Origin of the sequence: Pseudomonas cannabina (genome assembly GCF_900100365.1) — a bacterium.
In the GTDB taxonomy this organism is placed as follows: Bacteria; Pseudomonadota; Gammaproteobacteria; order Pseudomonadales; family Pseudomonadaceae; genus Aquipseudomonas; species Aquipseudomonas cannabina.
Map to the genome: position 1 here is coordinate 594694 of NZ_FNKU01000001.1, position 23582 is coordinate 618275.

Below are 23582 nucleotides of genomic sequence, written 5' to 3' on the forward strand. Positions count from 1 at the left end.
GCGACAGGATGGAGGTATACAGCCAAGTTACCAATCCCTACGCAAAAAATATTTCAGGATGTTAGCGCGTCAACGTCTAACGAGCGAATAACGATTCAAACCCGGTGAAGCTGTTCAGCTGTGGTTCAGTAGTGATTCAGCTTAGTAACAGCCTATCGGCAGCGCCTGCAAAAACTGTCGTCGCCGAGCACATTACGTTACAGCTGTGATGATAGGGTTTCAAAGGGCGTAGCAAAAAGTCTTTTTTGTCAGACAGTTAGCTGTTGCCTGGAGAGGTTTTTGACCGGAAACAAAAAAGGCCACTCTTTCGAGTAGCCTTTCTTGATGTTTGGTTGCGGGAGCCGGATTTGAACCGACGACCTTCGGGTTATGAGCCCGACGAGCTACCAGACTGCTCCATCCCGCGTCTATGTGGCGGCATTCTACAGCCGAACGCCGAAGTGTCAACCCTTAATACCAAAAACAGATAAATGAGTGGGTTAGCGTGAGCCGCGCAGCACAGTCAGGGTCAGCGCGCCCCGCATCTCAAATCTTCGCCGCGTCGCGAAATCAGTGCAGGAAAGAAATACGCAGCGATGCTTTTCGAGCGCTGTCTAGTCCTGAAATAGGTTTACACCTGTTTCACGCTCAAAAACGCCCGATGCACCGCATCGGGCGTTTTGTATTTCAGGGATAAGTGTGGTCGCTCCCCATTGTAGATCTGCACCGATTCATCCACCATTTTCACTGCATCTGCCAAGTCTTTAGGCCGATGGAGTAGAAACTCGGTCTTCAAAATTCCGTTTATTCGCTCGGCCATAGCGTTCTGGTAACAGTCATAACCATCAGTCATCGAGCACCGGATTTCATGCCTGGTATGCAGCCGCTGATAGAGGTCGGAACAGTACTGGGCACCGCGATCTGAATGATGAATCAGCATCTGATCGGTTTTTCGCTCTCCTACCGCTTTTTCCAGTGCCTTTATCACCGACTGGGTATGCAGGCTTTCATGCACATGATGACCAACGATCTTGCGTGAGTACGCATCTGTCACAAGGCTCACATAGGCCACGCTTTCCTGTGTAGGCAGATAGGTGATGTCTGCAACCCAGACCTGTTCGGGTCCATTGGCCACGACTTGTTCAGGACCTGCTTTGAGCAGGTTGGGGTGGCGGCGAAAGCGATGATGACTATGAGTGGTCTTGTGATAAGCCCGTTTGCGCGGAACCAGCTCGCGCGCATCACGAAGGATGGTAAACAGACGGTCTCTACCCACGCACAACGACGCAGGAGCTTCGACGCTCATCAAGTAGTGCAGCTTGCGCGTTCCCAGCCTGGGCTGGCGACGCCGCTTTTCCAGGACGAAGTCCACCACCTCTTGGTCTTGGCGGACCTTCGCGTCAAAAGCGCGATTACGCTTGTAATACGCTTGACGCGAAATACCCATGAACAGGCAAGCCCTGGTAATGCTCAGGTCTTGGATTTGCCCTTGCGAGAGGACTTGCCGGGTCGCTTTTTTACGATGGAAACACCGTAGTCATTTTTCAAGACGTTCACGACAGCTTCAAAGAACTGGGCCTTCTGATTGCTCAGCACCAGCTGTTCTTCAAGCTCTTTAATCCGCTGCTCAGGTGTCGGCGGGAGTGTTGGCTCGGTCATGGACCTGTTCCTCGGCTCTCGAATTGATGCGCCTTGGCTCCAATCCTGTCGACCGTGCTTTCGTAACCAGACCAGCACCGTCGACCGGCCTTGGATGCCATAGCGTCGCTGGGCTTCTTTATAACTCAACTCGCCTTTTTCAACCTGATCTACGACCGATAATTTAAAGGCTAGCGTGTAATCGCGCTGGCTGCGCCTTTTGCCCGAATTCATTGAGTCCTCCTGAGGAAAGGTCAGAAGGTGTAAACCTTATTCAGGACGGGACACGCGCACAAAAAAAGCCACTCTTTCGAGTAGCCTTTTTTGATGTTTGGTTGCGGGAGCCGGATTTGAACCGACGACCTTCGGGTTATGAGCCCGACGAGCTACCAGACTGCTCCATCCCGCGTCTGTGTGGCGGCATTCTACAGAGAGATGGCGGAGTGTCAATAGTTAGTTTTAAAAAAGTGCTTTTTCTTCAATCGCTTAGCAGGCGGTTAGCAGGCCGATCCAACGTGTCGATAAGGGTTTGACGCCCGTATGACGGGTTCATCCCGCCTTGTGCAGGGCGTTCACCGGCTGATGACACACTTTTTCAGCAGCCTTTCGCATCATTAAGTGTTACTTGGCGATACGGGTGAGATACTGCGCGACCATGGATTCCCGAAACGCATCAGGTCATGACGCAGCGCAAGATCATCCACATCGACTGTGACTGCTTTTATGCAGCCATTGAAATGCGCGACGAGCCCGATCTCGCGGGCAAGCCTCTGGCAGTGGGCGGCTCGGCAGATCGACGCGGGGTGATCGCCACCTGCAATTATGAGGCGCGCGCTTACGGCGTGCGCTCGGCCATGTCCTCCCGGCATGCGCTCAAGCTCTGCCCGGACCTGACCATCGTCAAGCCACGCATGGACGCTTATAAAGAAGCATCGCGTGAAATTCATACCATCTTCCGTGACTACACCGATCTGATCGAACCATTGTCGCTGGACGAGGCGTTCCTGGATGTATCGAATGCCAGCCACTTTTCCGGCAGTGCGACGCGCATTGCTCAGGACATTCGCCGTCGCGTCTCGAATCAGTTGCATATCACGGTCTCGGCGGGCGTGGCGCCCAACAAGTTTCTGGCCAAGATCGCCAGTGACTGGAAAAAACCCAACGGGTTGTTCGTGATTACCCCGGATCAGGTCGAGGATTTTGTCGCTTCGCTGCCGGTCACCAAATTGCATGGCGTGGGCAAGGTCACCGCAGACAAACTGGGCCGCCTGGGGATCGTTGACTGCGCCGACCTGCGCAGCCGCAGCAAACTGGCCCTGGTGCGCGAGTTCGGCAGTTTTGGCGAGCGTCTCTGGAGTCTGGCGCACGGGATTGATGACCGTCCGGTGCAGAACGACAGTCGTCGTCAGTCAGTCAGCGTGGAAAATACCTACGATAACGACCTGCCCGATCTGGCTGCCTGCCTCGAAAAGCTACCCGCCTTGCTGGAAACCCTGACCACGCGCATGGAGCGAATGGAAGGCCAGTACCGGCCTGGCAAACCGTTCGTCAAAGTGAAATTCCATGATTTCACGCAGACGACGCTGGAGCAGTCCGGAGCCGGCAGGGACCTTGGCAGTTACGAGCAACTGCTGACTCAGGCGTTCGCCCGAGGCGGCAAGCCGGTCCGACTGCTGGGGGTCGGGGTGCGTCTGCACGATCTGCGTGCAGCGCATGAGCAACTCGAGTTGTTCTCGCGTTAATGGCTGGCCGCGCCAAGGGTGCACAGCCAGACGCATTATTCGCTTTGAGCAGGAACAGCGACCAGTCGGCCCGCGTCTCTGGCCAGAGACTCGAGAAACTCGCGTTGCAACTGGGGATCGTTGCGCGTCAGCTCGATCAGGTTCTGTTCCAGTTCGCTGGCTTCCTCTTCCAGACCCATGTCGGAAAGGCGCTTGACCCGATGCACCCACTGACTGACTTCATCATCTTCCAGATCGTCATAAATCAGTGCGTGAGCTTCCAGCAACTTGCCACGCAGCGAGTGGCTGATCGGCAAGCTGGCACTGGCATGCGCGCTGTCCTGATCGTCCTCGACACTGATGTACAAGCGGGTGATGCGGCTCAGGTCCTGTTCGGCGAACGGGCTGTCCAGCAGATTCAGACGCAACACGCCGTTGCGGTCCGTGCTCAGCTCATGGGTTTCAGCCCCGGCCTTGACGATCACCGGCCGCTCATTCCAGGGCAGGTCCGAGTTTTCGATGCGTTTGTCTTTCTGGACTTCGTCGATGCTCGCCAGGTTCTGCTCGGCGCGCCCGTGCGAAGGTGCATTCATGAACGGGTTGAGACCGGCAACGCCATAGTGAATCCAGTCTTTGGTCATGCTTTCCGGCAAATTACCCAGTGCAACGACATTGACGACGTTCGCGCCGACTCCGGCGACCACTGCCACTGCGCCAAGGGGGATTTCGTAGATTTCCCGCCACGGCTGATAAGGCGTGTAACGGTCATAGTGACGCGTAACCTCGAAGTCGGTGACCTCAAAGGATTTGTGTTCGTGGATGCGGATACGGCGTTGCGGCAACTCAAGCGTTTTGGGTTCGCCGATGTCGACCTGCAGCGTATGTTCGAGCAGTTTGCGCTCGACGCGCTCTTCGTGTTCGTTGCGTTGCGACAACTGGTTGGCACAGCCGCCGACGAGAAAAGTGCCGCACAGGACGACACTGCCGAGGCTTAAGGTGCTTCGTTTGAACATGAGATCTCAGATGCGGAGTGGGCGAGTGATGAGCGGCGCACCCTTTGCAGCAAGGATGCGCCTTTAGACTCAGCGTTTCACGCGACCCTGGATGAACGACAGCACATCCGCCACAGCAATGGCTTGCGGTTGCGACTCGGTACGGCTCTTGTATTCCAGATTGCCTTCGGCCAGACCGCGATCACTGACCACGATGCGATGCGGAATACCGATCAGCTCCATGTCGGCGAACTTGATGCCCGGGCTGGTTTTCTTGTCGCGATCATCGAGCAGCACTTCGAAGCCTGCGCCAGTCAGCTCGGCGTACAGCCGGTCGGTCGCTTCGCGGACCGCGTCTGTCTCGTAACGCAGCGGGATCAGTGCGATCTGGAAGGGCGCCAGTGTATCGTTCCAGATGATGCCGTTCTCATCGCTGTTCTGCTCGATGGCAGCAGCAACCACGCGGGAAACACCGATGCCGTAGCAACCCATTGCTAGGTTGACCGGTTTGCCGTTCTCGCCCAGTACCTGGCACTTCATCGCTTCGCTGTATTTGGTGCCCAGCTGGAAGATGTGCCCGACTTCGATGCCACGCTTGATTTCCAGCGTGCCTTTGCCATCCGGGCTTGGATCGCCGGCCACTACGTTGCGCAGGTCGGCAACGGTCGGTACTGGCAGATCGCGCTCCCAGTTGACGCCGAAATAGTGCTTGTCATCAATATTGGCACCGACGCTGAAGTCACTCATCAGCTCGACAGAACGGTCGATGATGCAAGGCAGCGGCAGATTCAGTGGGCCCAGCGAGCCTGCGCCCGCGCCGATCGCATCACGCAGTTCGGCTTCAGAGGCCATGACCAGCGGGCTGGCGACCAACTCTTGCTGGCTTGCCTTGATTTCGTTGAGCTCGTGATCGCCACGAATGATCAGCGCGATCAACTTGCCTTCTTCTGCCGCGTGGACAACCAGCGTTTTGACGGTTTTTTCAATCGGCAAACCAAAGCCTTCGACCAGTTGCGCAATGGTTTTGGCATTTGGCGTGTCGACCAGGCGCAGCTCTTCGGTCGCGGCCGGGCGGGAGGTCTCGCGTGGGACCGCTTCGGCTTTTTCGATATTGGCCGCGTAATCGGAGCCGTTGCTGAACACGATATCGTCTTCGCCGGATTCGGCCAGTACGTGGAACTCGTGAGAACCCGCACCGCCAATCGAACCGTTGTCAGCTTCGACCGGGCGGAATTTCAGACCCAGGCGACTGAAAATATTGCTGTACGCGAGGTGCATGCGGTCGTAAGTGACCTGCAGCGATGCGTTGTCGGCATGGAACGAGTAGGCGTCTTTCATGACGAATTCCCGGCCACGCATCAGGCCGAAACGCGGGCGGATTTCGTCACGGAATTTGGTCTGGATCTGGTACAGGTTGATCGGTAGCTGTTTATAGCTGTTGAGCTCATTACGGGCCAGATCGGTAATGACTTCTTCGTGGGTCGGGCCCAGGCAGAATTCACGGTTGTGGCGGTCGACCAGGCGCATCAGCTCCGGGCCATACTGCTCCCAGCGTCCGGATTCCTGCCACAACTCCGCAGGCTGGATGCCGGGCATCAGAATTTCGAGTGCGCCAGCGGCGTCCATTTCTTCACGCACAATGGCTTCGACCTTGCGCAGTACACGCAGGCCCATGGGCAGCCAGGTATAAAGACCGGATGCCAGTTTGCGAATCATGCCGGCACGCAGCATCAGCTGATGGCTGACCACGACCGCATCGGAAGGGGTTTCTTTCTGTGTGGCGAGCAAAAATTGACTGGTGCGCATGGTAGGCCGTTGTCGGTTGCTGAGACTGAATAAGACTTGGCATTGTACGGCGCTGATCCAGTGACGTACAGGGCAGGGCGGGCTTGCAGGGGGTTGCAAACAGGCTTTGAAGGCTTGAATGAAAAAGCCCAGCGTGTGCCGGGCTTCTTCTATTAACGAGTACTGAGTTGCGATTACAGGATCGAAATCGGGTAATCGACGATCAGACGGAACTCGTTGACGTCGCCTTCGCCCTCGTCGGCATTGGCGCGGTGCCATGCTTGACGAGCGCGGAAGGACAAGTCCTTGGCCGGGCCGTTTTGCACAACGTACTTGGCCTCAAGGTTGGTCTCGTGGTGTTCGCCATCAGCACCGTACAGGCCAGCATAAGCGCTGTTCACCGGAGTGTTGGTGCCGTCGATGTCAGTACCCTTGATGTAGCGGGTCATGAAACTCAGGCCGGGAATACCGTAAGGCGTCATGTTCAGGTCGTAACGAACCTGCCAGGATTTCTCGCCCGGACCGTTGAAGTCGGAGTACTGGATCGAGTTGTTCAGGAAGATCGAGTCGCCACCGCGGTTGTTGTCACCGATACCGATGTAGTCAAACGGGGTGTCGCCGTTGATCTTCTGGAAAGCCAGGGTCACGGTATGTGCAGCAAGGAACGAGTAGGCTGCAGAACCCGAGAACGCGGTGTTGCTGATCGAGCCGGCTTTGGCGCTGCCTTCGTCAACGGTGCGGTAGATGTTCGCATCGAATGCCAGAGACTGGTCATTGCCCAGTGGCAATGCGTAGTTCACGTTACCGTAGTATTGATCCCAGACGTCTTCGAGCTTGGCGGCATAGAACGCAACGCCCAGGCTGTCGTTGATAGCGTATTTGCCGCCAGCGAAATCAGCGGTTTTGGCTTCTACGCCTGCGTAAGTTGCAAAGATGCCACCGCTGTGGCTGGTGTCATCCTGGCTGGTGCCCGAGTAGAAATGTCCTGCTTCAACATCGAGGCCGGTAATTTCGCTGCTTTGCAGGCTCAGACCGCTTGCTGTCTGAGGCAGCAGACGCGAACCGCCGACGGCGAAGACCGGGCTGGTAGGCTGCATGTCACCAACTTTCAGTTCGGTTTTCGAAACGCGGAACTTGACCGCGCCACCCAGTTTGCCCTGAGTGTTTTCGTTGTTGCCGCTCGAGTCGGTGACCAGGTTGCCAGAGCCCGAATACTTGTCAGGACCCCAAAGCTTTACGCCGCCGTAACCGAAAGCTTCAACGCCGACGCCGACGGTGCCTTGAGTGTAACCGCTGCTGAAATTGGCCCAAATACCCTGGGTCCAGTCGCGATCATCAACAGCGCCATCTTTCTTGTCGCGGTTGTAGTAATAGTTGCGCAATTTCAGGTCAAAGGTGCTGCCTTCAACAAAGCCTTTGGCATCAGCCTGATCGCTGACGAAAGGTGCCGCTGTTGCCAGTTGGGCGCTGGCTGCAGTAACGGCCAGTGCGATTGCGCTCCACTTCATCACTCTCATCGTGATTGCTCCTTTGGTTTTTAGAAGATTTTTTGCCGTCCCACCTGTTTTTTTATCTGGGCGGCTCTTTCTATTTTTTGGTCCGCGAAATCTACATGACGCTGACTTTGGTTGCGATAGCTACAGCTCTATCCTTTCAGAATCTTTACGGTGCTACTCGTGGCGAACCGTCCATGATGCAGCAGTAGCGTTGCACTCAGGCTTTCCAGGTTTCTGTATCGACCGTCTGCGCCTGACCGGATCGGTCCGTGCGCAGCCTGCCAGAAACTTTCCCCGGGGTCGCGAGACATTTTCCCTTGATCCTGCCGCCGCTGTTTTCCGCCAGAAGCATCGTGATCATGTGAGTGATAAAGCAACAAGCGTGCACAAAATTCCTGAAAATGAAAAAATTTTGTGAAAAATCAGAATCAGGATCGAGTTTTGTTTGCAACCATTTGTTTTTTAAGCATTTTATTGATTTTAATAATTTCACCAGCCTAGGGTCTCGCATCGCGAAGCTCAAGGCTTTTTTCAAAAGCGTTACCTGCAACCGCATCCAGTGTGTAAAAAACGAACCCACAGTGTTGCTGTCGCAACATCGGTGTGTTGTTTTGGTGCAACCCGCGTCGCGAATGCCTGAACCTGGAGCGTTGCCTGCGGGCAAACCTATGGTGGGCACCAGGTTGTTTCATTTTCATGTACTTGAGCCGTCTTTTCCGGAATGGGCTACCTGCCAACGCTTTTTTTGCGGCTCTGCGATGGTACAAACGGGCGTCAACTCGGTGCGTTTGCAGTCAGGCGGGCTGCATGCTGGTGCGCGGAACGGTTTGGGGATGAAGCGGCCTTTGATCGCGCGTATCCTTCAAGTGTTGCGCTGCGGCCCGCCAGTGGTGGGCTGGTCGATATTCATTTGGCATCAGGAGCTATTTATCGTGTTCGTTCTGGATTCACGTCTTCAACAAGACACCCTGCCGATTGGCGACTTCCCCCTGTGCCGACTGCTGCTGTCCAACGATGCGAATTATCCATGGTTCATCCTGGTGCCGCGTCGCGCCGATATCAGTGAAATCTTTCAGCTTGAGGCTGCTGATCAGCTCACGCTGTGGCAAGAGACAACCGAGCTGTCGAGGGTGCTGAAAGAGGCGTTTGCCGCGGATAAACTTAACGTTGCGGCGTTGGGTAACGTGGTCAGCCAACTGCATATGCATGTCATCGTGCGCAAGCGCTCGGATGTCGCCTGGCCTGCGCCGGTGTGGGGCAAGCATCCTGCGCTTGCCTATACTGATGAGCAGTTCGCCGAAATCCGGCGGCAACTCAAGCCATTGTTGGCTACTGATTTTCGATTCGAGGAGGAATGATCATGAACCTTGATGAGCGAGTCATGGAGCTGGAAAGCCGCATGGCGTTTCAGGACGACACCATTCAGGCACTCAATGATGTGCTGGTGACGCAACGTCGTGAGCTGGACCGTCTGCAATTGCAAATGGCTGCGATGCTCAAGCGTCAGGAGGAAATGGGCAGTCAGTTTGAAACATTCGAAGAAGAGGCACCGCCACCTCACTATTGATCTGGCTGCATAAAAAAATCGCGGCGTCCGTAAGGGCGTCGCGATTTTTTTACATCGGCTTGTTACAACAACGAACGTGCCTCAGACGAATCAGCGACGCGGCAGCGCTGCAATGACGTCTTCGGCCTGCAGGCCTTTGTCTCGGTTCATTACGGAGAATTCGACACGCTGGCCTTCGACCAGTACACGGTGGCCCTCACCGCGAATGGCACGAAAATGCACAAAAATATCGTCGCCCGAATCCCGGGAAATAAAGCCGAAGCCTTTGGATGTGTTGAACCACTTCACGGTGCCTGTATCGCGATTGCCCATGTCATGGCTTTGAGCAGCAGGCGCTGGTGAGTAAGACCTGTAAAAACTGACTGCAAGGTGCAATGCAACGGCCACAACCGCAATAATCAGGCTCACCATAATGGCCGGCTGGCCTGCGATGAATGGCAGTGGAACGAGCAACACCAGGGTTTGTATGACGACAGCAATGACGAGTAGAGCGCTGACCAGATTTTGCAGATTATGCCGTGGGCCTCGGTTCCAATAAGGAATCACCGGAGCGAGTACCAGGTTGAGCAACCCGAAAAAAGCCAGACCAAGTGCATCGGGCTGTTGCAGGTAGGGAGACAGGGTTTCACTGCGCAGGCTAGGTATGAAAGAAAGCAGCAAGGCTGCCGCTCCCGTTACCAGATGGACGATTTTCAACATTTTAAAAAGCTCACATGCAAGAAGGATTACAAGAAATAGCGGGTAACGCCCGGTACGCTTCAGAACAAGAGGAGGCGTGATGCACGAACGTTTGGCCAGCCTATGCGCCAACGCTGGATGGCAACTCATTGGCGACACGGCCTGTATTTAACAGCAAAGCCTGATGCTACTCAAATCAGCAATTGATGACGACCGGAGTGTTTTGCTGCTGTCAGCGTTCACTTTAGGGAGGCGCTGCAAAAATAGCCAACTGTCCCCACCCTTGGCACACTAAGTTCCTTCAACAGCCTCCCTCTCCGTGAGCGTTACGCGCGTGCAGAAGACCTTCTCCGAACTCGAATATACCGGCAAGAAAAAGCAGACTCGCCGAGATCGCTTCCTGGCTGACCTTGAACAGTTGGTGCCCTGGGCCCTGCTGGAGGCGCAAGTGGCGCCGTTTTATAGCAACACCGCAGGCAAGCGCGGACGCCCTGCGATAGGGGTGTCGCGCATGTTGCGCATGTACGTCGTGCAGCAGTGTTTCGGTTTCTCCGATGAAGGTTGCGAAGATGCCGTCTACGACAGCCAGGCCATCCGCGGTTTTATGGGTATCGACCTGGGTCGCGAGTCTGCACCGGATGCCACCACCTTGCTGCGTTTTCGCCGCTTGCTGGAAGTCCATCAGCTAACCCGGCTGCTGTTTGAAACGATTAACCAGCATCTGGCCAGCCGGGGGCTGCTGCTCAAGGAAGGCACTATCGTCGACGCTACTCTGATCGCCGCGCCGCCCTCGGTCAAGAACCGAGAAGGCAAGCGTGATCCTGAGATGCATCAGGCCAGGAAAGGCAATCAATGGCACTTTGGGATGAAGGCCCACATTGGTGTAGACGCCACGTCGGGGCTGGTGCACAGCGTAGTAGGGACGGCCGCTAACGTGGCGGATGTCACCCAGGTTGGCCAGTTGCTTCACGGTGACGAAACCTATGTTTCGGGTGACGCTGGATACACCGGTGCGGCCAAGCGACCGGAGCATGCTGAACGGGACGTTATCTGGTCGATTGCAGAACGGCCAAGCAGTTACAAGCAGCACGGCGAAGGCAGCGTGCTGTATCGGGTCAAGCGCAAAATTGAATATGCCAAGGCGCAACTGCGTGCCAAGGTCGAGCACCCCTTCCAGGTAATCAAGGTGCGCTTCAATCATCGCAAGGTTCGCTACCGTGGGCTGGAAAAGAATACAGCGCAGTTGTTCAGTTTGTTTGGGTTGGCCAATCTGATGCTGGCCAAGCGGTATTTACAACAGACGGCAGGATAAATCCGTCTGAAAGGCGGGACTGGCCCGCCTTTCAGCAAAATGAGGGCAGAAATCTGCTCGAGAAACGTAAAATAAGGCCGGCAGGTTGAAAAAAACCGGCTTGGAAATGGGGACGGTGCGAACGGGTTAATTGTTCAGCGTCTCCTTAGCGACGCTGCCTCTGTAGCCGCCGGGCCAGAGCGCTCCAGCCAGGGATCGGGGGGTTCCTCACGATGTGCCCGGAATGTGTACGCAGGTGGGTGCGCTCTGGTCGGCCATTGCGCTGCCAGATCTTCATCCGGCAGTGCCCGCCGGTAGCCTGGCACGACGGAAAGCTGCGCCGCTGCGGTTCTCTTGATAGAGTAGGGGTCGTCAGTAATTTTCAATCCTCACCAAAAGGGCATGAAACATGGCAATCGATATCGGTATCAGTGAAGAAGATCGCAAATCGATCGTGGACGGTCTTTCGCATCTGCTCTCGGATACTTATGTGCTTTACCTCAAGACTCATAACTTTCACTGGAACGTCAGTGGGCCAATGTTTCGCACACTGCATCTGATGTTTGAAGAGCAATACAACGAACTGGCACTTGCAGTCGACTCTATTGCCGAACGTATTCGTGCATTGGGCTTTCCGGCCCCGGGTACTTACTCGACGTATGCTCGCCTGTCTTCCATCAAGGAAGAAGAGGGTGTGCCCAGTGCTGAAGATATGATCAGAAGTCTGGTCCAGGGTCAAGAAGCCGTAGTCCGCACTGCTCGTAGTATCTTTCCTCTTCTTGATAAGGTCAGTGATGAGCCGACCGCCGACCTGTTGACGCAACGCATGCAGGTGCATGAAAAAACAGCCTGGATGCTGCGCTCGATGCTCGAGTCCAAGTAACGTTCAGGGCGAGTGGCCGCAACGGTCGCTCGCCTGTTTTCAGGTGTCCGCGTTGCCCGCCCGGGCGCACGCTTTGCCAGGCTTTCAGCTGGCGCTGCTGGCTTCTGGCGCCTCTCAATCAGGTTGCAACCACCCTTTGCTTTAGTCGCTGAATGGCCCGCTACACAATAATTCTCTGACGTTGACGTCCGCTATCTCTTCAATAAGAAACTCTATTCCGCTCAGTTCTGTAGCCATATCCTACAGTATCAAGGTGCGCGCCCTGCTGGATATAAGATTCCGGATACGGTTTTATAGATAGCGTGTTTATTTATTTTTAAATATTTCTTTTGTGAATCTTAAATTCATTAATTCAAGGGTGGCTACTGTGAGGGTTCGAGACATTGATCATGAGATGAAAGCCTTAAGGAGACGCTGATTTATTCTAAAACCCAGCTGTTGCCCCCAGATAAATCAAGGCCTCCAGAGCGTTGCAGGGACGAAAAATCGAATAAATCAGCGGCTCCTTAAGGAGACGCTGAACAATTAACCCGTTCGCACCGTCCCCATTTCCAAGCCGGTTTTTTTCAACCTGTCGGCCTTATTTTACGTTTCTCGAGCAGATTTCTGCCCTCATTTTGCTGAAAGGCGGGCCAGTCCCGCCTTTCAGACGGATTTATCCTGCCGTCTGTTGTAAATACCGCTTGGCCAGCATCAGATTGGCCAACCCAAACAAACTGAACAACTGCGCTGTATTCTTTTCCAGCCCACGGTAGCGAACCTTGCGATGATTGAAGCGCACCTTGATTACCTGGAAGGGGTGCTCGACCTTGGCACGCAGTTGCGCCTTGGCATATTCAATTTTGCGCTTGACCCGATACAGCACGCTGCCTTCGCCGTGCTGCTTGTAACTGCTTGGCCGTTCTGCAATCGACCAGATAACGTCCCGTTCAGCATGCTCCGGTCGCTTGGCCGCACCGGTGTATCCAGCGTCACCCGAAACATAGGTTTCGTCACCGTGAAGCAACTGGCCAACCTGGGTGACATCCGCCACGTTAGCGGCCGTCCCTACTACGCTGTGCACCAGCCCCGACGTGGCGTCTACACCAATGTGGGCCTTCATCCCAAAGTGCCATTGATTGCCTTTCCTGGCCTGATGCATCTCAGGATCACGCTTGCCTTCTCGGTTCTTGACCGAGGGCGGCGCGGCGATCAGAGTAGCGTCGACGATAGTGCCTTCCTTGAGCAGCAGCCCCCGGCTGGCCAGATGCTGGTTAATCGTTTCAAACAGCAGCCGGGTTAGCTGATGGACTTCCAGCAAGCGGCGAAAACGCAGCAAGGTGGTGGCATCCGGTGCAGACTCGCGACCCAGGTCGATACCCATAAAACCGCGGATGGCCTGGCTGTCGTAGACGGCATCTTCGCAACCTTCATCGGAGAAACCGAAACACTGCTGCACGACGTACATGCGCAACATGCGCGACACCCCTATCGCAGGGCGTCCGCGCTTGCCTGCGGTGTTGCTATAAAACGGCGCCACTTGCGCCTCCAGCAGGGCCCAGGGCACCAACTGTTCAAGGTCAGCCAGGAAGCGATCTCGGCGAGTCTGCTTTTTCTTGCCGGTATATTCGAGTTCGGAGAAGGTCTTCTGCACGCGCGTAACGCTCACGGAGAGGGAGGCTGTTGAAGGAACTTAGTGTGCCAAGGGTGGGGACAGTTGGCTATTTTTGCAGCGCCTCCTTAAGTCGAGAGGTGGAAATACGCCACGATCCTTTTGTCGAAGATTTCAATATGATGCTGGCGGAGCCTCATTCCAAATCGGTCAGGCTAAATGGCCTGGCCACTTGCCTGCGTCTGGAAAAAGTGTACTGGAATATTCTTTCCGGTATAGCAAGCTCCAATGAGTGCTCCGTTAATACCGTGCTGTCCCACATAGACAGAGAGGTCCACCTGCGCTACGGCGGGGTGAAGAACTTCAGTGGTCTGATTCGTGTGGTCTGTGTCGCGCATTTGCTCAAGGCTGACCCGGTGGGCATTACCCACGCCTAGGTCCTTGCCTATCTCATTCAGGCAGGCATGCCCTGGGAACAGACCCGGGCGTGCCTGCAGTTTTTTGCTCGCAAGCTGATCGCCTTGATGCAGGTCAGTGGCGAACTTATCCGGGCCGGATAGGTTCTCTCGGCTGCACGGTGTCAATTTACTCTATATAATCTCCCGTCTTGCTGAAGGGCGTGACGCTGCGCGAATCTGCGCGAGCCAAGGCTGGCCCTGGCTTCTTGCCAATGCCTTGCACTGCCGGGCGCAAGCCAGGAGCGAAAGCCCCCACCGAATTTCGAATTACGAGAAGTGAAAACACCATCATGATGCGCAGCCATTATTGCGGCCAACTGAACGAGAGTCTGGAAGGCCAGGAAATTACCCTTTGCGGATGGGTCCACCGTCGTCGTGACCACGGAGGCGTGATTTTCCTCGATATCCGTGACCGTGAAGGCATGGCTCAGGTAGTGTTCGACCCTGATCGCGCAGACAGCTTTGCTGCGGCTGACCGTGTTCGTAGCGAGTACGTCGTCAAGGTCGTCGGCAAGGTCCGTGCCCGTCCTGCTGGCGCCGTGAACGCTAATATGGCGTCAGGCGCCATCGAAGTTCTGGGTTATGAGCTCGAAGTCCTGAACGAGTCCGAGACCCCGCCGTTCCCGCTAAACGAATATTCCGACGTAGGCGAAGAAACCCGTCTGCGCTATCGCTTCATCGACCTGCGTCGTCCGGAAATGGCTGAAAAGCTGCGTCTGCGCTCGCGCATCACGACCAGCATCCGCCGCTACCTGGATGACAACGGCTTCCTCGATGTCGAGACGCCGATCCTGACCCGTGCCACACCGGAAGGCGCTCGTGACTATCTGGTCCCTAGCCGCACACACCCGGGCAGTTTCTTCGCACTGCCGCAATCGCCGCAGTTGTTCAAGCAACTGCTGATGGTGGCCGGCTTCGACCGTTACTACCAGATCGCCAAGTGCTTCCGCGATGAAGACCTGCGTGCCGACCGCCAGCCGGAATTCACCCAGATCGACATCGAGACCAGCTTCCTCAACGAAGAAGACATCATCGGTCTGACCGAGAAGATGGTTCGTCAGTTGTTCAAGGAAGTCCTCGACCTGGAGTTCGACGAATTCCCGCACATGACCTTCGAAGAGGCCATGCGCCGCTACGGTTCCGACAAGCCAGACCTGCGTAACCCGCTGGAACTGGTCGACGTCGCCGATCAGCTCACCGGCGTCGAATTCAAGGTGTTCAGCGGCCCGGCCAACGATCCGAAAGGGCGTGTTGCCGCGCTCCGTGTACCGGGTGCTGCGAGCATGGCGCGCAGCCAGATCGACGACTACACCAAGTTCGTCAGCATCTACGGTGCCAAAGGCCTGGCCTACATCAAGGTCAACGAGCGTGCGAAAGGGCCGGAAGGCTTGCAGTCGCCGATCGTCAAGTTCATCCCTGAAGAAAACCTCAACGTCATTCTTGACCGCGTGGGTGCTGTCGATGGCGACATCGTGTTCTTCGGCGCCGACAAGTTCAAGATCGTCAGCGAGGCCCTTGGCGCGTTGCGCATCAAGATCGGTAACGACCTCAAGCTGCACACGTGCGAATGGGCTCCGATGTGGGTCGTCGACTTCCCGATGTTCGAAGAGAACGAAGACGGCAGTTTCACCGCATTGCACCACCCCTTCACGGCACCCAAGTGCACGCCTGAAGAGCTGGAGGCCAGCCCGGCAACGGCGCTGTCCCGTGCTTACGACATGGTCCTCAACGGCACCGAGCTGGGTGGCGGTTCGATCCGTATCCACCGCAAGGAAATGCAACAGGCGGTATTCCGTCTGCTGGGCATCGCCGAAGACGAGCAGCAGGAGAAGTTCGGCTTCCTGCTCGATGCCTTGAAGTACGGTGCACCGCCGCACGGTGGCCTGGCATTCGGTCTCGACCGTCTGGTCATGCTGATGACCGGCGCGCAGTCGATCCGTGAAGTGATTGCGTTCCCGAAAACCCAGAGCGCGGCCGATGTCATGACCCAGGCGCCTGGTGTCGTCGATGCCAAGGCATTGCGTGAATTGCACATCCGTCTGCGCGAGCAGCCAAAGGCCGAGTGATGTCGGGCAGGGCGTATAAGTGATACGCCCTGCATTTACCCCTTATCGAGTGAAGCTTTTTGCCATGCTGGTCATCGGCGAAAGGTGAAAGTGTTTCAAAAGAATCCGGAGCGAAAAATGGCAGGTCATTCTAAGTGGGCGAACATCAAGCACCGCAAAGAGCGTCAGGATGCCAAAAAAGGCAAGATTTTCACCAAGTGGATTCGTGAGCTGACCGTTGCTGCCCGTCAAGGCGGTGGCGATCCGGGTTCCAACCCGCGTCTGCGACTGGCGCTGGACAAGGCGTTGGGCGCCAACATGACCCGCGATGCCATTGATCGCGCAGTGGCGCGTGGCGTGGGTGCGTCCGACGGCGATGACGTCGAAGAGCTGGGTTATGAAGGTTATGGCCCTGGCGGCGTGGCAGTCATGGTTGAAACCATGACGGATAACCGCAATCGTACTGCCGCCGCTGTCCGTCATGCGTTCACCAAGTGTGGTGGCAATCTTGGTACCGATGGCTCGGTTGCCTATCTGTTCGATCGCAAGGGGCAGATATCCTTTGCCGCAGGTGTCGACGAAGATGCGTTGATCGAAGCCGCCATGGAAGCCGATGCTGACGACGTCGTGACCAATGAAGACGGCTCGATTGATGTGTTCACGTCGTTCTCCGGTTTCTATGCGGTGCGCAACGCGCTGGAAGCTGCGGGCTTCAATGCAGCAGATGCGGAAATCGTCATGTTGCCGACGACCAGCGCTGTGCTCGATCTGGAAACGGCTGAAAAGGTGCTCAAGCTGATCGACATGCTCGAAGACCTGGATGACGTGCAGAACGTCTATTCGAACGCAGAAATCCCTGACGAAGTCATGGAGCAACTGGGCTGACAGCCCACATGCAGTACCGTGTCAGAAGCCGGAGGGACGAGGCCGTGGTCATCACGCAGCTATCGGCCTCCGGCTTCTGCCTTTATGCTGCATACATCGTTTTTGCATGATTTCCTCAAGCTGCAGGCGTTATGACTCTTATTCTTGGTATCGACCCCGGTTCGCGAATTACCGGCTATGGCGTGGTGCGCGACACCGGGCGTGGCTGCGTTTACGTAGCCTCGGGGTGTATTCGCACCGGTAGCGGCGAACTGCATGAGCGTCTGCAGATTGTCTATCGTGGTGTCAGAGAGGTCATCAAGACCTACGGTCCCGTTACCATGGGTATCGAAAAGGTGTTCATGGCGCGCAACGCCGATTCTGCCTTGAAGCTGGGGCAGGCAAGGGGGGCGGCCATCGTGGCCGGTGCCGAGGAGGCGCTAGAGATCGCCGAGTATACCGCCACTCAGGTCAAGCAGGCTGTCGCAGGAACCGGCGGTGCCAACAAAGAGCAGGTCATGATGATGGTCATGCATTTGCTCAAATTGACTCAGAAACCACAGATCGACGCATCCGATGCGCTGGCCATTGCACTGTGTCACGCGCACACACGTTCCAGCCTGATTCCGCATGGGTTGGGTACAGCGCGCAGTCGTGGTGGACGGTTGCGTCTCTGATGGCATCATTTTTACGCATATTTTTACTTGCGGGTCGGTTGGCTGCTGTGATGTCTGTATCCCACTTCTTTGCGCAAGCGACTGGCAAAACGAAAGGATTTGCAACGTGATTGGACGTTTACGCGGTTTTCTGGCTGAAAAACAGCCTCCGCATCTGGTTTTGGACGTTAACGGTGTCGGCTACGAGCTGGAAGTGCCGATGACGACGCTGTACCGGCTGCCGCATGTTGGCGAGCCTGTGACGTTGCATACCCATCTGGTGGTCCGCGAAGATGCGCACCTGCTATACGGCTTTTATGAAAAACGCGAGCGCGAGCTGTTTCGCGAGCTGATCCGCTTGAACGGCGTCGGGCCCAAGCTGGCGCTGGCGCTGATGTCCGGCCTGGAAGTCGATGAGCTGGTGCGCTGTGTTCAGGCGCAGGATACTTCAGCGCTGACCCGCATTCCCGGTGTTGGCAAGAAGACCGCCGAGCGATTGCTGGTCGAGCTCAAGGACCGTTTCAAGGCCTGGGAGTCGTTGCCAGGCACCTTTGCGCTGGTTTCCAGTGGCCCCAACCAGCTTGAGCCAGTGGCATCGGCCGAGTCGGATGCGGTCAGTGCGCTGATTTCGCTGGGCTACAAACCTCAGGAGGCCAGCAAGGCTGTCTCCGCCATCAAGGAAAAAGACTTGAGCAGTGCAGATCTGATTCGTCGTGCGTTGAAGGGGATGGGTTAAGTGATAGATGCCGACCGCCTGATAACCGCCGTTGGGGGCCGTGATCGCGATGAGCAGATGGATCGCGCCATTCGCCCGCTGAGCCTGGCAGACTATATCGGCCAGCCGACGGTGCGCGAGCAGATGGAGTTGTTCATTCAGGCTGCCCGTGGCCGTAGCGAGGCGCTGGACCATACGCTGATCTTCGGCCCGCCCGGCCTGGGCAAGACCACGCTGGCCAACATCATCGCCCAGGAAATGGGCGTGTCGATCAAAAGCACCTCGGGCCCGGTGCTGGAGCGGCCCGGAGACCTGGCTGCCATACTGACCAACCTTGAACCTAACGATGTGCTGTTCATCGACGAAATTCACAGGCTGTCACCGATCGTCGAAGAAGTACTTTATCCGGCCATGGAAGACTTTCAGCTCGACATCATGATCGGTGAAGGTCCCGCAGCGCGCTCCATCAAGCTCGATCTGCCACCATTCACGCTGGTGGGCGCGACCACGCGTGCCGGCATGCTGACCAATCCGCTGCGTGACCGATTCGGCATCGTGCAGCGTCTCGAGTTCTACAACATTGCTGATCTGTCGACCATCGTGTCGCGTTCGGCAGGTATTCTCGGTCTGGTCATCGAGCCCAAAGGCGCATTCGAGATTGCCAGGCGTGCACGTGGCACGCCACGAATTGCCAATCGTTTGTTGCGCCGCGTGCGGGATTTCGCCGAAGTGCGTGGCAATGGCCAGATTACCCGGCAGACGGCTGACAAGGCGTTGAACCTGCTGGATGTCGATGAGCACGGCTTCGATCATCAGGATCGACGTCTGCTGCTGACCATGATCGAAAAGTTCGATGGAGGTCCGGTGGGTGTCGACAGCCTGGCGGCGGCCATCAGCGAAGAGCGTCACACAATTGAAGACGTGCTGGAGCCCTATTTGATCCAGCAAGGCTATATCATGCGCACACCTCGCGGGCGCGTGGTCACCCGTCATGCGTATCTGCATTTCGGGCTGAACATTCCTGCAAAAATGGGCGAGATGCCTGTCGCGGACGATTTTGTCGATGATCCTGCGGATTTATAGCAATGGTTTGCAATTTATTCCTGTCTGGCGTGGTCACAATGCCAGTCTTGCGGCCGATACCGGTAAACAAGTGGCAATACGTTGAAAAACAGTTGCCTGACCCGATTGGCAACCTGAGGAGTAAGCACTAGAGTATGCGCGCGCAAAACGGGGTTCAGTCGTTTGCACATCGCTGTCGCGTTTATTACGAGGACACCGATGCTGGCGGCATCGTCTACTACGTCAATTATCTGAAATTCATGGAGCGGGCTCGCACCGAGCGGCTACGGGATCTGGGGTTTGCCCAGTCCGAACTGGCGCAGGAAAACCTTTTATTTGTCGTGCACTCCAGTGAGGCGCGTTATCACAAGCCGGCGCGGCTGGATGACGAGCTGCTTGTCAGTGCAGAAGTAACCGAATTGAACCGCGTCAGCCTGCGGTATACACAGCAGATCAGGCGGGCGTCAGATGCAGCGCTGCTCTGCGAAGGGCAGTTCCTGGTGGCGTGTGTACGCGCCGATAGTTTTAAACCCCGGGCCATTCCCGAAGCTTTGCGAGCGGCCCTTGCCGACCAGAGCGGCGCGGGCATACATTCAGAGCAGGAGATAAAGCGTGGAAGCTAACGTCGTCGACCATTCCTCCATGTGGAGTTTGGTCAGCAATGCCAGCATTGTTGTTCAGTTGGTGATGCTGATTCTGGTGGCCGCTTCGGTCACCTCGTGGATCGTGATTTTTCAGCGCAGCAACATGCTGCGTGCAGGTCGGCGTGCACTGGACAGCTTTGAAGAGCGCTTCTGGTCCGGCATCGACCTGTCGAAACTGTACCGTCAGGCAGTCAGCAATCCTGATCCGGACTCGGGCGTCGAGCAGATCTTCCGTGCCGGTTTCAAGGAATTCTCCCGTCTGCGTCAGCAGTCCGGCGTCGATCCTGATGCCGTCATGGAAGGTGTGGCGCGCGCCATGCGTGTTGCCATTTCCCGCGAGGAAGAGAAGCTCGAAGCCGGTCTGCCTTACCTGGCAACAGTCGGCTCTACCAGTCCGTATGTCGGTCTGTTCGGTACTGTGTGGGGGATCATGAACTCCTTCCGCGGCCTCGCAACTGCCCAGCAAGCGACGCTGGCTACTGTTGCGCCGGGTATCGCCGAGGCACTGATTGCAACGGCCATCGGCCTGTTTGCAGCTATCCCGGCCGTTATTGCCTACAACCGTTTCGCCGCGCGCAGTGAGACCTTGATCAGCCGCTACTACACGTTTGCTGACGAGTTCCAGGCCATCCTGCACCGTAAAGTGCACACCAGCGAAGAGTGAGCAGGTAATTCCCCATGGCTTTAATCGCTCGAGATCGTCGCAGGAAACGCAAGCCGGTTGCCGAAATGAACGTAGTGCCCTACATCGACGTGATGTTGGTGCTGCTCGTGATTTTCATGGTCACGGCTCCCATGATCAACCAGGGCGTGAAGGTCGACTTGCCCAAGGTCTCCAGCGAGGCTTTGCCGCAAGACAACAACAATCAGGTCCTGACCATTTCGATCAAGGCTGACAAGACCTATTACTGGAACCTTGGCAGCGAAGTCGATACCGACAAGCAGATGGACAAGGCAATGACCCTGCCGCAATTGACTGCGGCGGTGACCAAAATCGTCGCTGCCGGTCGTGATGCAGGCAAGCAGACGCAAGTTTTCATTCGTGGTGACAAGACCGTCGATTACGGTTCGGTCATGGGCACGATGGGTGGGCTGCAGAAAGCCGGGGTCGGGAATGTTGGCTTGATTACCGAGGCACCCTGATGCAGCCGATTCGAGAGCCGTCCGCCTCGGAAAGCTACTTCTGGCCCAGTGTCTGGGCCGTGGCATTGCACATCCTGATTTTCGGCATGCTGTTCGTCAGTTTTGCCATGACTCCGGATTTGCCCGAAGCCAAGCCTATCGTTCAGGCAACGCTCTACCAGCTCAAGTCCAAGAGCCAGGCCACAACCCAGACCAACCAGAAGATTGCCGGTGAGGCGAAGAAAACTGCTGCGCGACAGACTGAAGTCGAACAGCTGGAGCAGAAAAAGATCGAGCAGCTCAAACAGGAAGCTGTGAAAGCTGCGGAACAAAAGAAAGAAGAAGCGGCTCAAAAAGCCGAAGACCAGAAGGCTGCTGAGGAGGCCAAGAAGTCCGAGCAGAAGGCAGAGGAGGCTAAAAAGGCCGACGATGCCAAGAAAGCCGACGAAGCCAAGAAGGTCGCTGACGCGAAAAAAGTCGAAGAAAAGCAGCTGGCTGACATAGCCAAGAAAAAGGCCGAAGACGAGGCGAAGAAAAAAGCCGAGGAAGACGCCAAGAAAGCTGCTGCCGAGGAAGCCAAGAAACAGGCTGCTGATGAGGCCAAGAAGAAGGCCGCAGAAGACGCCAAGAAAAAGGCTGCCGAGGACGCCAAGAAAAAAGCCGCTGCCGATTCCGCCAAGAAGGCGCAGGAAGCAGCTCGCAAGTCCGCCGAAGACAAGAAGGCGCAAGCATTGGCCGATCTGCTCTCCGACAAACCGGAGCGGCAACAGGCTCTGGCAGACGAGCGGGGCGACGAGACGGCTGGTAGTTTCGATGACCTGATTCGTGTTCGAGCATCCGAAGGCTGGAGTCGTCCTCCATCGGCGCGTAACAACATGTCGGTAACGTTGCAGATCGGGATGTTGCCCGACGGCACCATTGCCTCTGTATCGATTGCCAAGTCCAGTGGCGACGGGCCGTTCGACAGCTCTGCGGTTGCAGCGGTGAAGAACATTGGACGTTTGACAGAAATGCAGGGTCTGAAGCCGGCTGACTTCGCTCCCTATCGTTCATTCAAGATGACATTCACACCTGGAGATCTAGCCTTGTGATCAACCTTTTTCGAGGACTGCTGGTCGTTCTCTGTTTCGCGTCCGGAATGGTCGCGGCAGAAGAGAAGAACATTCTGGTCACCAGCGGCAGTGACCGCGCCGCGCCAATCGCTGTCGTGCCATTCGGTTGGCAGGGCGGCAGCGTATTGCCGGAAGACATGGCGGAGATCGTGAGCAACGACCTGCGCAACTCCGGCTATTACGCGCCGATTCCAAAGCAGAACATGATCAGCTTGCCGACCCAGGCCAGCGAAGTCATTTTCCGTGACTGGAAAGCGTTGGGTGCCCAATACGTCATGGTCGGCAACATCACGCCTGCCGGCGGACGTCTGCAGATTCAATATGCATTGTTCAACGTTGCCACCGAGCAGCAGGTACTGACCGGCAACGTGTCGGGCACCAATGATCAGCTGCGTGACATGGCGCATTACATCGCCGACCAGTCGTTCGAGAAGCTCACCGGCATCAAGGGCGCGTTCTCGACCCGCATGCTGTACGTGACTGCCGAACGTTTTTCGGAGAGCAATACGCGTTACACCCTGCAGCGTTCGGATTACGACGGTGCCCGGGCAGTCACGCTGTTGCAATCGCGTGAGCCGATTCTGTCGCCACGTTTCGCACCGGATGGCAAGCGTATCGCTTATGTGTCGTTCGAACAGAGACGCCCACGCATCTTCGTTCAGCATATCGATACCGGTCGTCGTGAGCAGATCACCAACTTCGAAGGCCTGAATGGCGCACCTGCGTGGTCCCCGGATGGCAGCAAGCTCGCCTTCGTGCTGTCCAAGGACGGCAACCCGGAAATCTACGTGATGAACCTGGCTTCGCGTCAGCTGAGCCGTGTCACCAATGATTCTTCGATTGATACCGAACCTTTCTTCGGCAAGGACGGGTCTACGCTATACTTCACGTCGGACCGTGGCGGCAAGCCACAAATCTACAAGACGAATATCAATGGCGGCGGTGCCGAACGTGTTACGTTCGTGGGTAACTACAACGCCAATCCGAAATTGTCAGCCGATGAAAAGACGCTGGTAATGATTCACCGGCAGGACGGCTTCACGAATTTCAAGGTCGCAGTGCAGGATTTGGCCCGCGGTAGCGTAAAAATCCTCACAGATAGCAACCTAGATGAGTCGCCTACTGTTGCGCCCAACGGCACCATGGTAATCTACGCCACCCGCCAGCAGGGCCGGGGAGTCTTGATGCTCGTGTCCATCAATGGACGCGTAAGGCTCCCGCTTCCTACCGCTCAAGGCGAAGTCAGAGAACCTTCCTGGTCCCCTTACCTGAACTGACGCGGC

The 23582-nt window shown here is 56.2% G+C and carries 23 protein-coding genes and 2 tRNA genes; 17 read left to right on the forward strand and 8 right to left on the reverse strand.

Going from position 1 to position 23582, the window contains the following annotated elements; genetic code table 11:
* Positions 1 to 329: 329 nt before the first annotated feature.
* The 3 genes from BLT55_RS02820 to BLT55_RS02835 form a co-directional block, all read right to left on the reverse strand.
* Positions 330 to 406 (reverse strand) — tRNA-Met (locus BLT55_RS02820).
* Between the two features lie 204 nt (positions 407 to 610).
* Positions 611 to 1851 (reverse strand): IS3 family transposase gene (locus BLT55_RS02825; RefSeq protein WP_167359962.1). Its coding sequence is split into 2 segments (ribosomal slippage): positions 611 to 1500 and positions 1500 to 1851, totalling 1242 coding nucleotides; the frame shifts between segments, so codons are not numbered across the junction.
* A gap of 98 nt (positions 1852 to 1949) precedes the next feature.
* Positions 1950 to 2026: transfer RNA gene (locus BLT55_RS02835), tRNA-Met, on the reverse strand.
* Between the two features lie 271 nt (positions 2027 to 2297).
* On the opposite strand from BLT55_RS02835, the gene dinB reads away from it, so the two are divergent.
* Positions 2298 to 3359 (forward strand): DNA polymerase IV, encoded by a 1062-nt coding sequence (gene dinB / locus BLT55_RS02840; protein WP_055000896.1) that lies wholly within the window; start codon positions 2298 to 2300, stop codon positions 3357 to 3359.
* Positions 3360 to 3394: 35 nt separating this feature from the next.
* Here dinB and BLT55_RS02845 read toward each other — a convergent pair whose 3' ends face one another.
* The 3 genes from BLT55_RS02845 to BLT55_RS02855 form a co-directional block, all read right to left on the reverse strand.
* A complete protein-coding gene (locus tag BLT55_RS02845) occupies positions 3395 to 4351 on the reverse strand; it encodes a hypothetical protein (RefSeq protein WP_055000897.1) in 957 nt (318 codons plus the stop codon).
* Positions 4352 to 4420: 69 nt separating this feature from the next.
* The gene (locus tag BLT55_RS02850) at positions 4421 to 6136 is read right to left on the reverse strand and encodes a proline--tRNA ligase (protein WP_007250199.1); all 1716 of its coding nucleotides are present in this window, start codon (positions 6134 to 6136) and stop codon (positions 4421 to 4423) included.
* A gap of 173 nt (positions 6137 to 6309) precedes the next feature.
* Positions 6310 to 7632: an OprD family porin gene (locus tag BLT55_RS02855; protein ID WP_007250200.1), complete on the reverse strand. Its 1323-nt coding sequence runs from the start codon at positions 7630 to 7632 to the stop codon at positions 6310 to 6312.
* A 1-nt stretch (position 7633) separates the two neighbouring features.
* Between BLT55_RS02855 and BLT55_RS33365 the strand changes: the two genes are divergently transcribed.
* The 3 genes from BLT55_RS33365 to BLT55_RS02870 all read left to right on the forward strand — a co-directional run bounded on the left by BLT55_RS33365 (position 7634) and on the right by BLT55_RS02870 (position 9178).
* Complete coding sequence (locus BLT55_RS33365) at positions 7634 to 8029, forward strand: hypothetical protein (protein ID WP_156357544.1); 396 nt, start codon at positions 7634 to 7636, stop codon at positions 8027 to 8029.
* A gap of 514 nt (positions 8030 to 8543) precedes the next feature.
* Entirely contained in the window at positions 8544 to 8969 is a 426-nt protein-coding gene (locus BLT55_RS02865; RefSeq protein ID WP_007250201.1) for an HIT domain-containing protein, read from the forward strand.
* 2 nt (positions 8970 to 8971) lie between these two features.
* Positions 8972 to 9178, forward strand: a complete 207-nt coding sequence (locus BLT55_RS02870; protein WP_007250202.1) for a SlyX family protein — start codon at positions 8972 to 8974, stop codon at positions 9176 to 9178.
* Between the two features lie 90 nt (positions 9179 to 9268).
* Here BLT55_RS02870 and BLT55_RS34385 read toward each other — a convergent pair whose 3' ends face one another.
* The gene (locus BLT55_RS34385) at positions 9269 to 9877 is read right to left on the reverse strand and encodes a cold-shock protein (protein ID WP_042913110.1); all 609 of its coding nucleotides are present in this window, start codon (positions 9875 to 9877) and stop codon (positions 9269 to 9271) included.
* A 313-nt stretch (positions 9878 to 10190) separates the two neighbouring features.
* Here BLT55_RS34385 and BLT55_RS02885 point away from each other — a divergent pair, with 313 nt between their 5' ends.
* Together BLT55_RS02885 and BLT55_RS02890 are read left to right on the forward strand one after the other, a co-directional pair.
* On the forward strand, positions 10191 to 11168 hold the full coding sequence (locus BLT55_RS02885; protein WP_007247761.1) for an IS5 family transposase: 978 nt from the start codon (positions 10191 to 10193) through the stop codon (positions 11166 to 11168).
* Between the two features lie 388 nt (positions 11169 to 11556).
* Positions 11557 to 12030 (forward strand): Dps family protein, encoded by a 474-nt coding sequence (locus tag BLT55_RS02890; protein WP_024644441.1) that lies wholly within the window; start codon positions 11557 to 11559, stop codon positions 12028 to 12030.
* 655 nt (positions 12031 to 12685) lie between these two features.
* Here the strand turns inward: BLT55_RS02890 and BLT55_RS02895 are convergent.
* Entirely contained in the window at positions 12686 to 13663 is a 978-nt protein-coding gene (locus tag BLT55_RS02895; protein ID WP_007247761.1) for an IS5 family transposase, read from the reverse strand.
* A 53-nt stretch (positions 13664 to 13716) separates the two neighbouring features.
* Here BLT55_RS02895 and BLT55_RS02900 point away from each other — a divergent pair, with 53 nt between their 5' ends.
* The 11 genes from BLT55_RS02900 (at position 13717) to tolB (ending at position 23576) form a co-directional block, all read left to right on the forward strand.
* A complete protein-coding gene (locus BLT55_RS02900) occupies positions 13717 to 14058 on the forward strand; it encodes a ribbon-helix-helix domain-containing protein (protein WP_055000657.1) in 342 nt (113 codons plus the stop codon).
* A gap of 311 nt (positions 14059 to 14369) precedes the next feature.
* The gene (gene aspS, locus BLT55_RS02905) at positions 14370 to 16145 is read left to right on the forward strand and encodes an aspartate--tRNA ligase (RefSeq protein WP_055000650.1); all 1776 of its coding nucleotides are present in this window, start codon (positions 14370 to 14372) and stop codon (positions 16143 to 16145) included.
* Between the two features lie 117 nt (positions 16146 to 16262).
* Positions 16263 to 17009 carry a YebC/PmpR family DNA-binding transcriptional regulator gene (locus tag BLT55_RS02910; protein ID WP_055000651.1) on the forward strand — a complete coding sequence of 249 codons (747 nt, stop codon included), beginning with the start codon at positions 16263 to 16265 and terminating at the stop codon, positions 17007 to 17009.
* A gap of 131 nt (positions 17010 to 17140) precedes the next feature.
* Positions 17141 to 17665, forward strand: a complete 525-nt coding sequence (gene ruvC / locus BLT55_RS02915) for a crossover junction endodeoxyribonuclease RuvC (protein WP_003364732.1) — start codon at positions 17141 to 17143, stop codon at positions 17663 to 17665.
* Between the two features lie 106 nt (positions 17666 to 17771).
* Positions 17772 to 18380 carry a Holliday junction branch migration protein RuvA gene (gene ruvA, locus BLT55_RS02920; RefSeq protein ID WP_007250209.1) on the forward strand — a complete coding sequence of 203 codons (609 nt, stop codon included), beginning with the start codon at positions 17772 to 17774 and terminating at the stop codon, positions 18378 to 18380.
* Positions 18381 to 19442, forward strand: a complete 1062-nt coding sequence (gene ruvB, locus BLT55_RS02925) for a Holliday junction branch migration DNA helicase RuvB (protein WP_055000652.1) — start codon at positions 18381 to 18383, stop codon at positions 19440 to 19442.
* 134 nt (positions 19443 to 19576) lie between these two features.
* Complete coding sequence (gene ybgC / locus BLT55_RS02930; RefSeq protein WP_055000653.1) at positions 19577 to 20044, forward strand: tol-pal system-associated acyl-CoA thioesterase; 468 nt, start codon at positions 19577 to 19579, stop codon at positions 20042 to 20044.
* Positions 20034 to 20729 carry a protein TolQ gene (gene tolQ, locus BLT55_RS02935; RefSeq protein ID WP_055000654.1) on the forward strand — a complete coding sequence of 232 codons (696 nt, stop codon included), beginning with the start codon at positions 20034 to 20036 and terminating at the stop codon, positions 20727 to 20729. The genes ybgC and tolQ overlap by 11 nt, the downstream gene beginning before the upstream one ends.
* A gap of 14 nt (positions 20730 to 20743) precedes the next feature.
* Positions 20744 to 21208, forward strand: a complete 465-nt coding sequence (tolR, locus tag BLT55_RS02940) for a protein TolR (RefSeq protein WP_002554654.1) — start codon at positions 20744 to 20746, stop codon at positions 21206 to 21208.
* Entirely contained in the window at positions 21208 to 22278 is a 1071-nt protein-coding gene (gene tolA, locus BLT55_RS02945) for a cell envelope integrity protein TolA (RefSeq protein WP_007250212.1), read from the forward strand. Before tolR ends, tolA begins: the two co-directional genes overlap by 1 nt.
* Positions 22279 to 22325: 47 nt before the next feature.
* Positions 22326 to 23576, forward strand: a complete 1251-nt coding sequence (tolB, locus tag BLT55_RS02950; protein WP_223862785.1) for a Tol-Pal system beta propeller repeat protein TolB — start codon at positions 22326 to 22328, stop codon at positions 23574 to 23576.
* The last annotated feature ends 6 nt before the right edge of the window (positions 23577 to 23582 follow it).

Excerpts from the sequence above, each read along its gene's own strand:
- dinB (WP_055000896.1), top strand. The coding sequence starts at position 2,298 with ATGACGCAGCGCAAGATCATCCACATCGACTGTGACTGCTTTTATGCA.
- BLT55_RS02845 (WP_055000897.1), bottom strand. The coding sequence starts at position 4,351 with ATGTTCAAACGAAGCACCTTAAGCCTCGGCAGTGTCGTCCTGTGCGGC.
- BLT55_RS02850 (WP_007250199.1), bottom strand. The coding sequence starts at position 6,136 with ATGCGCACCAGTCAATTTTTGCTCGCCACACAGAAAGAAACCCCTTCC.
- BLT55_RS02855 (WP_007250200.1), bottom strand. The coding sequence starts at position 7,632 with ATGAGAGTGATGAAGTGGAGCGCAATCGCACTGGCCGTTACTGCAGCC.
- BLT55_RS02870 (WP_007250202.1), top strand. The coding sequence starts at position 8,972 with ATGAACCTTGATGAGCGAGTCATGGAGCTGGAAAGCCGCATGGCGTTT.
- BLT55_RS34385 (WP_042913110.1), bottom strand. The coding sequence starts at position 9,877 with ATGTTGAAAATCGTCCATCTGGTAACGGGAGCGGCAGCCTTGCTGCTT.
- BLT55_RS02890 (WP_024644441.1), top strand. The coding sequence starts at position 11,557 with ATGGCAATCGATATCGGTATCAGTGAAGAAGATCGCAAATCGATCGTG.
- aspS (WP_055000650.1), top strand. The coding sequence starts at position 14,370 with ATGATGCGCAGCCATTATTGCGGCCAACTGAACGAGAGTCTGGAAGGC.
- BLT55_RS02910 (WP_055000651.1), top strand. The coding sequence starts at position 16,263 with ATGGCAGGTCATTCTAAGTGGGCGAACATCAAGCACCGCAAAGAGCGT.
- ruvC (WP_003364732.1), top strand. The coding sequence starts at position 17,141 with ATGACTCTTATTCTTGGTATCGACCCCGGTTCGCGAATTACCGGCTAT.
- ybgC (WP_055000653.1), top strand. The coding sequence starts at position 19,577 with ATGCGCGCGCAAAACGGGGTTCAGTCGTTTGCACATCGCTGTCGCGTT.
- tolR (WP_002554654.1), top strand. The coding sequence starts at position 20,744 with ATGGCTTTAATCGCTCGAGATCGTCGCAGGAAACGCAAGCCGGTTGCC.
- tolA (WP_007250212.1), top strand. The coding sequence starts at position 21,208 with ATGCAGCCGATTCGAGAGCCGTCCGCCTCGGAAAGCTACTTCTGGCCC.
- tolB (WP_223862785.1), top strand. The coding sequence starts at position 22,326 with ATGGTCGCGGCAGAAGAGAAGAACATTCTGGTCACCAGCGGCAGTGAC.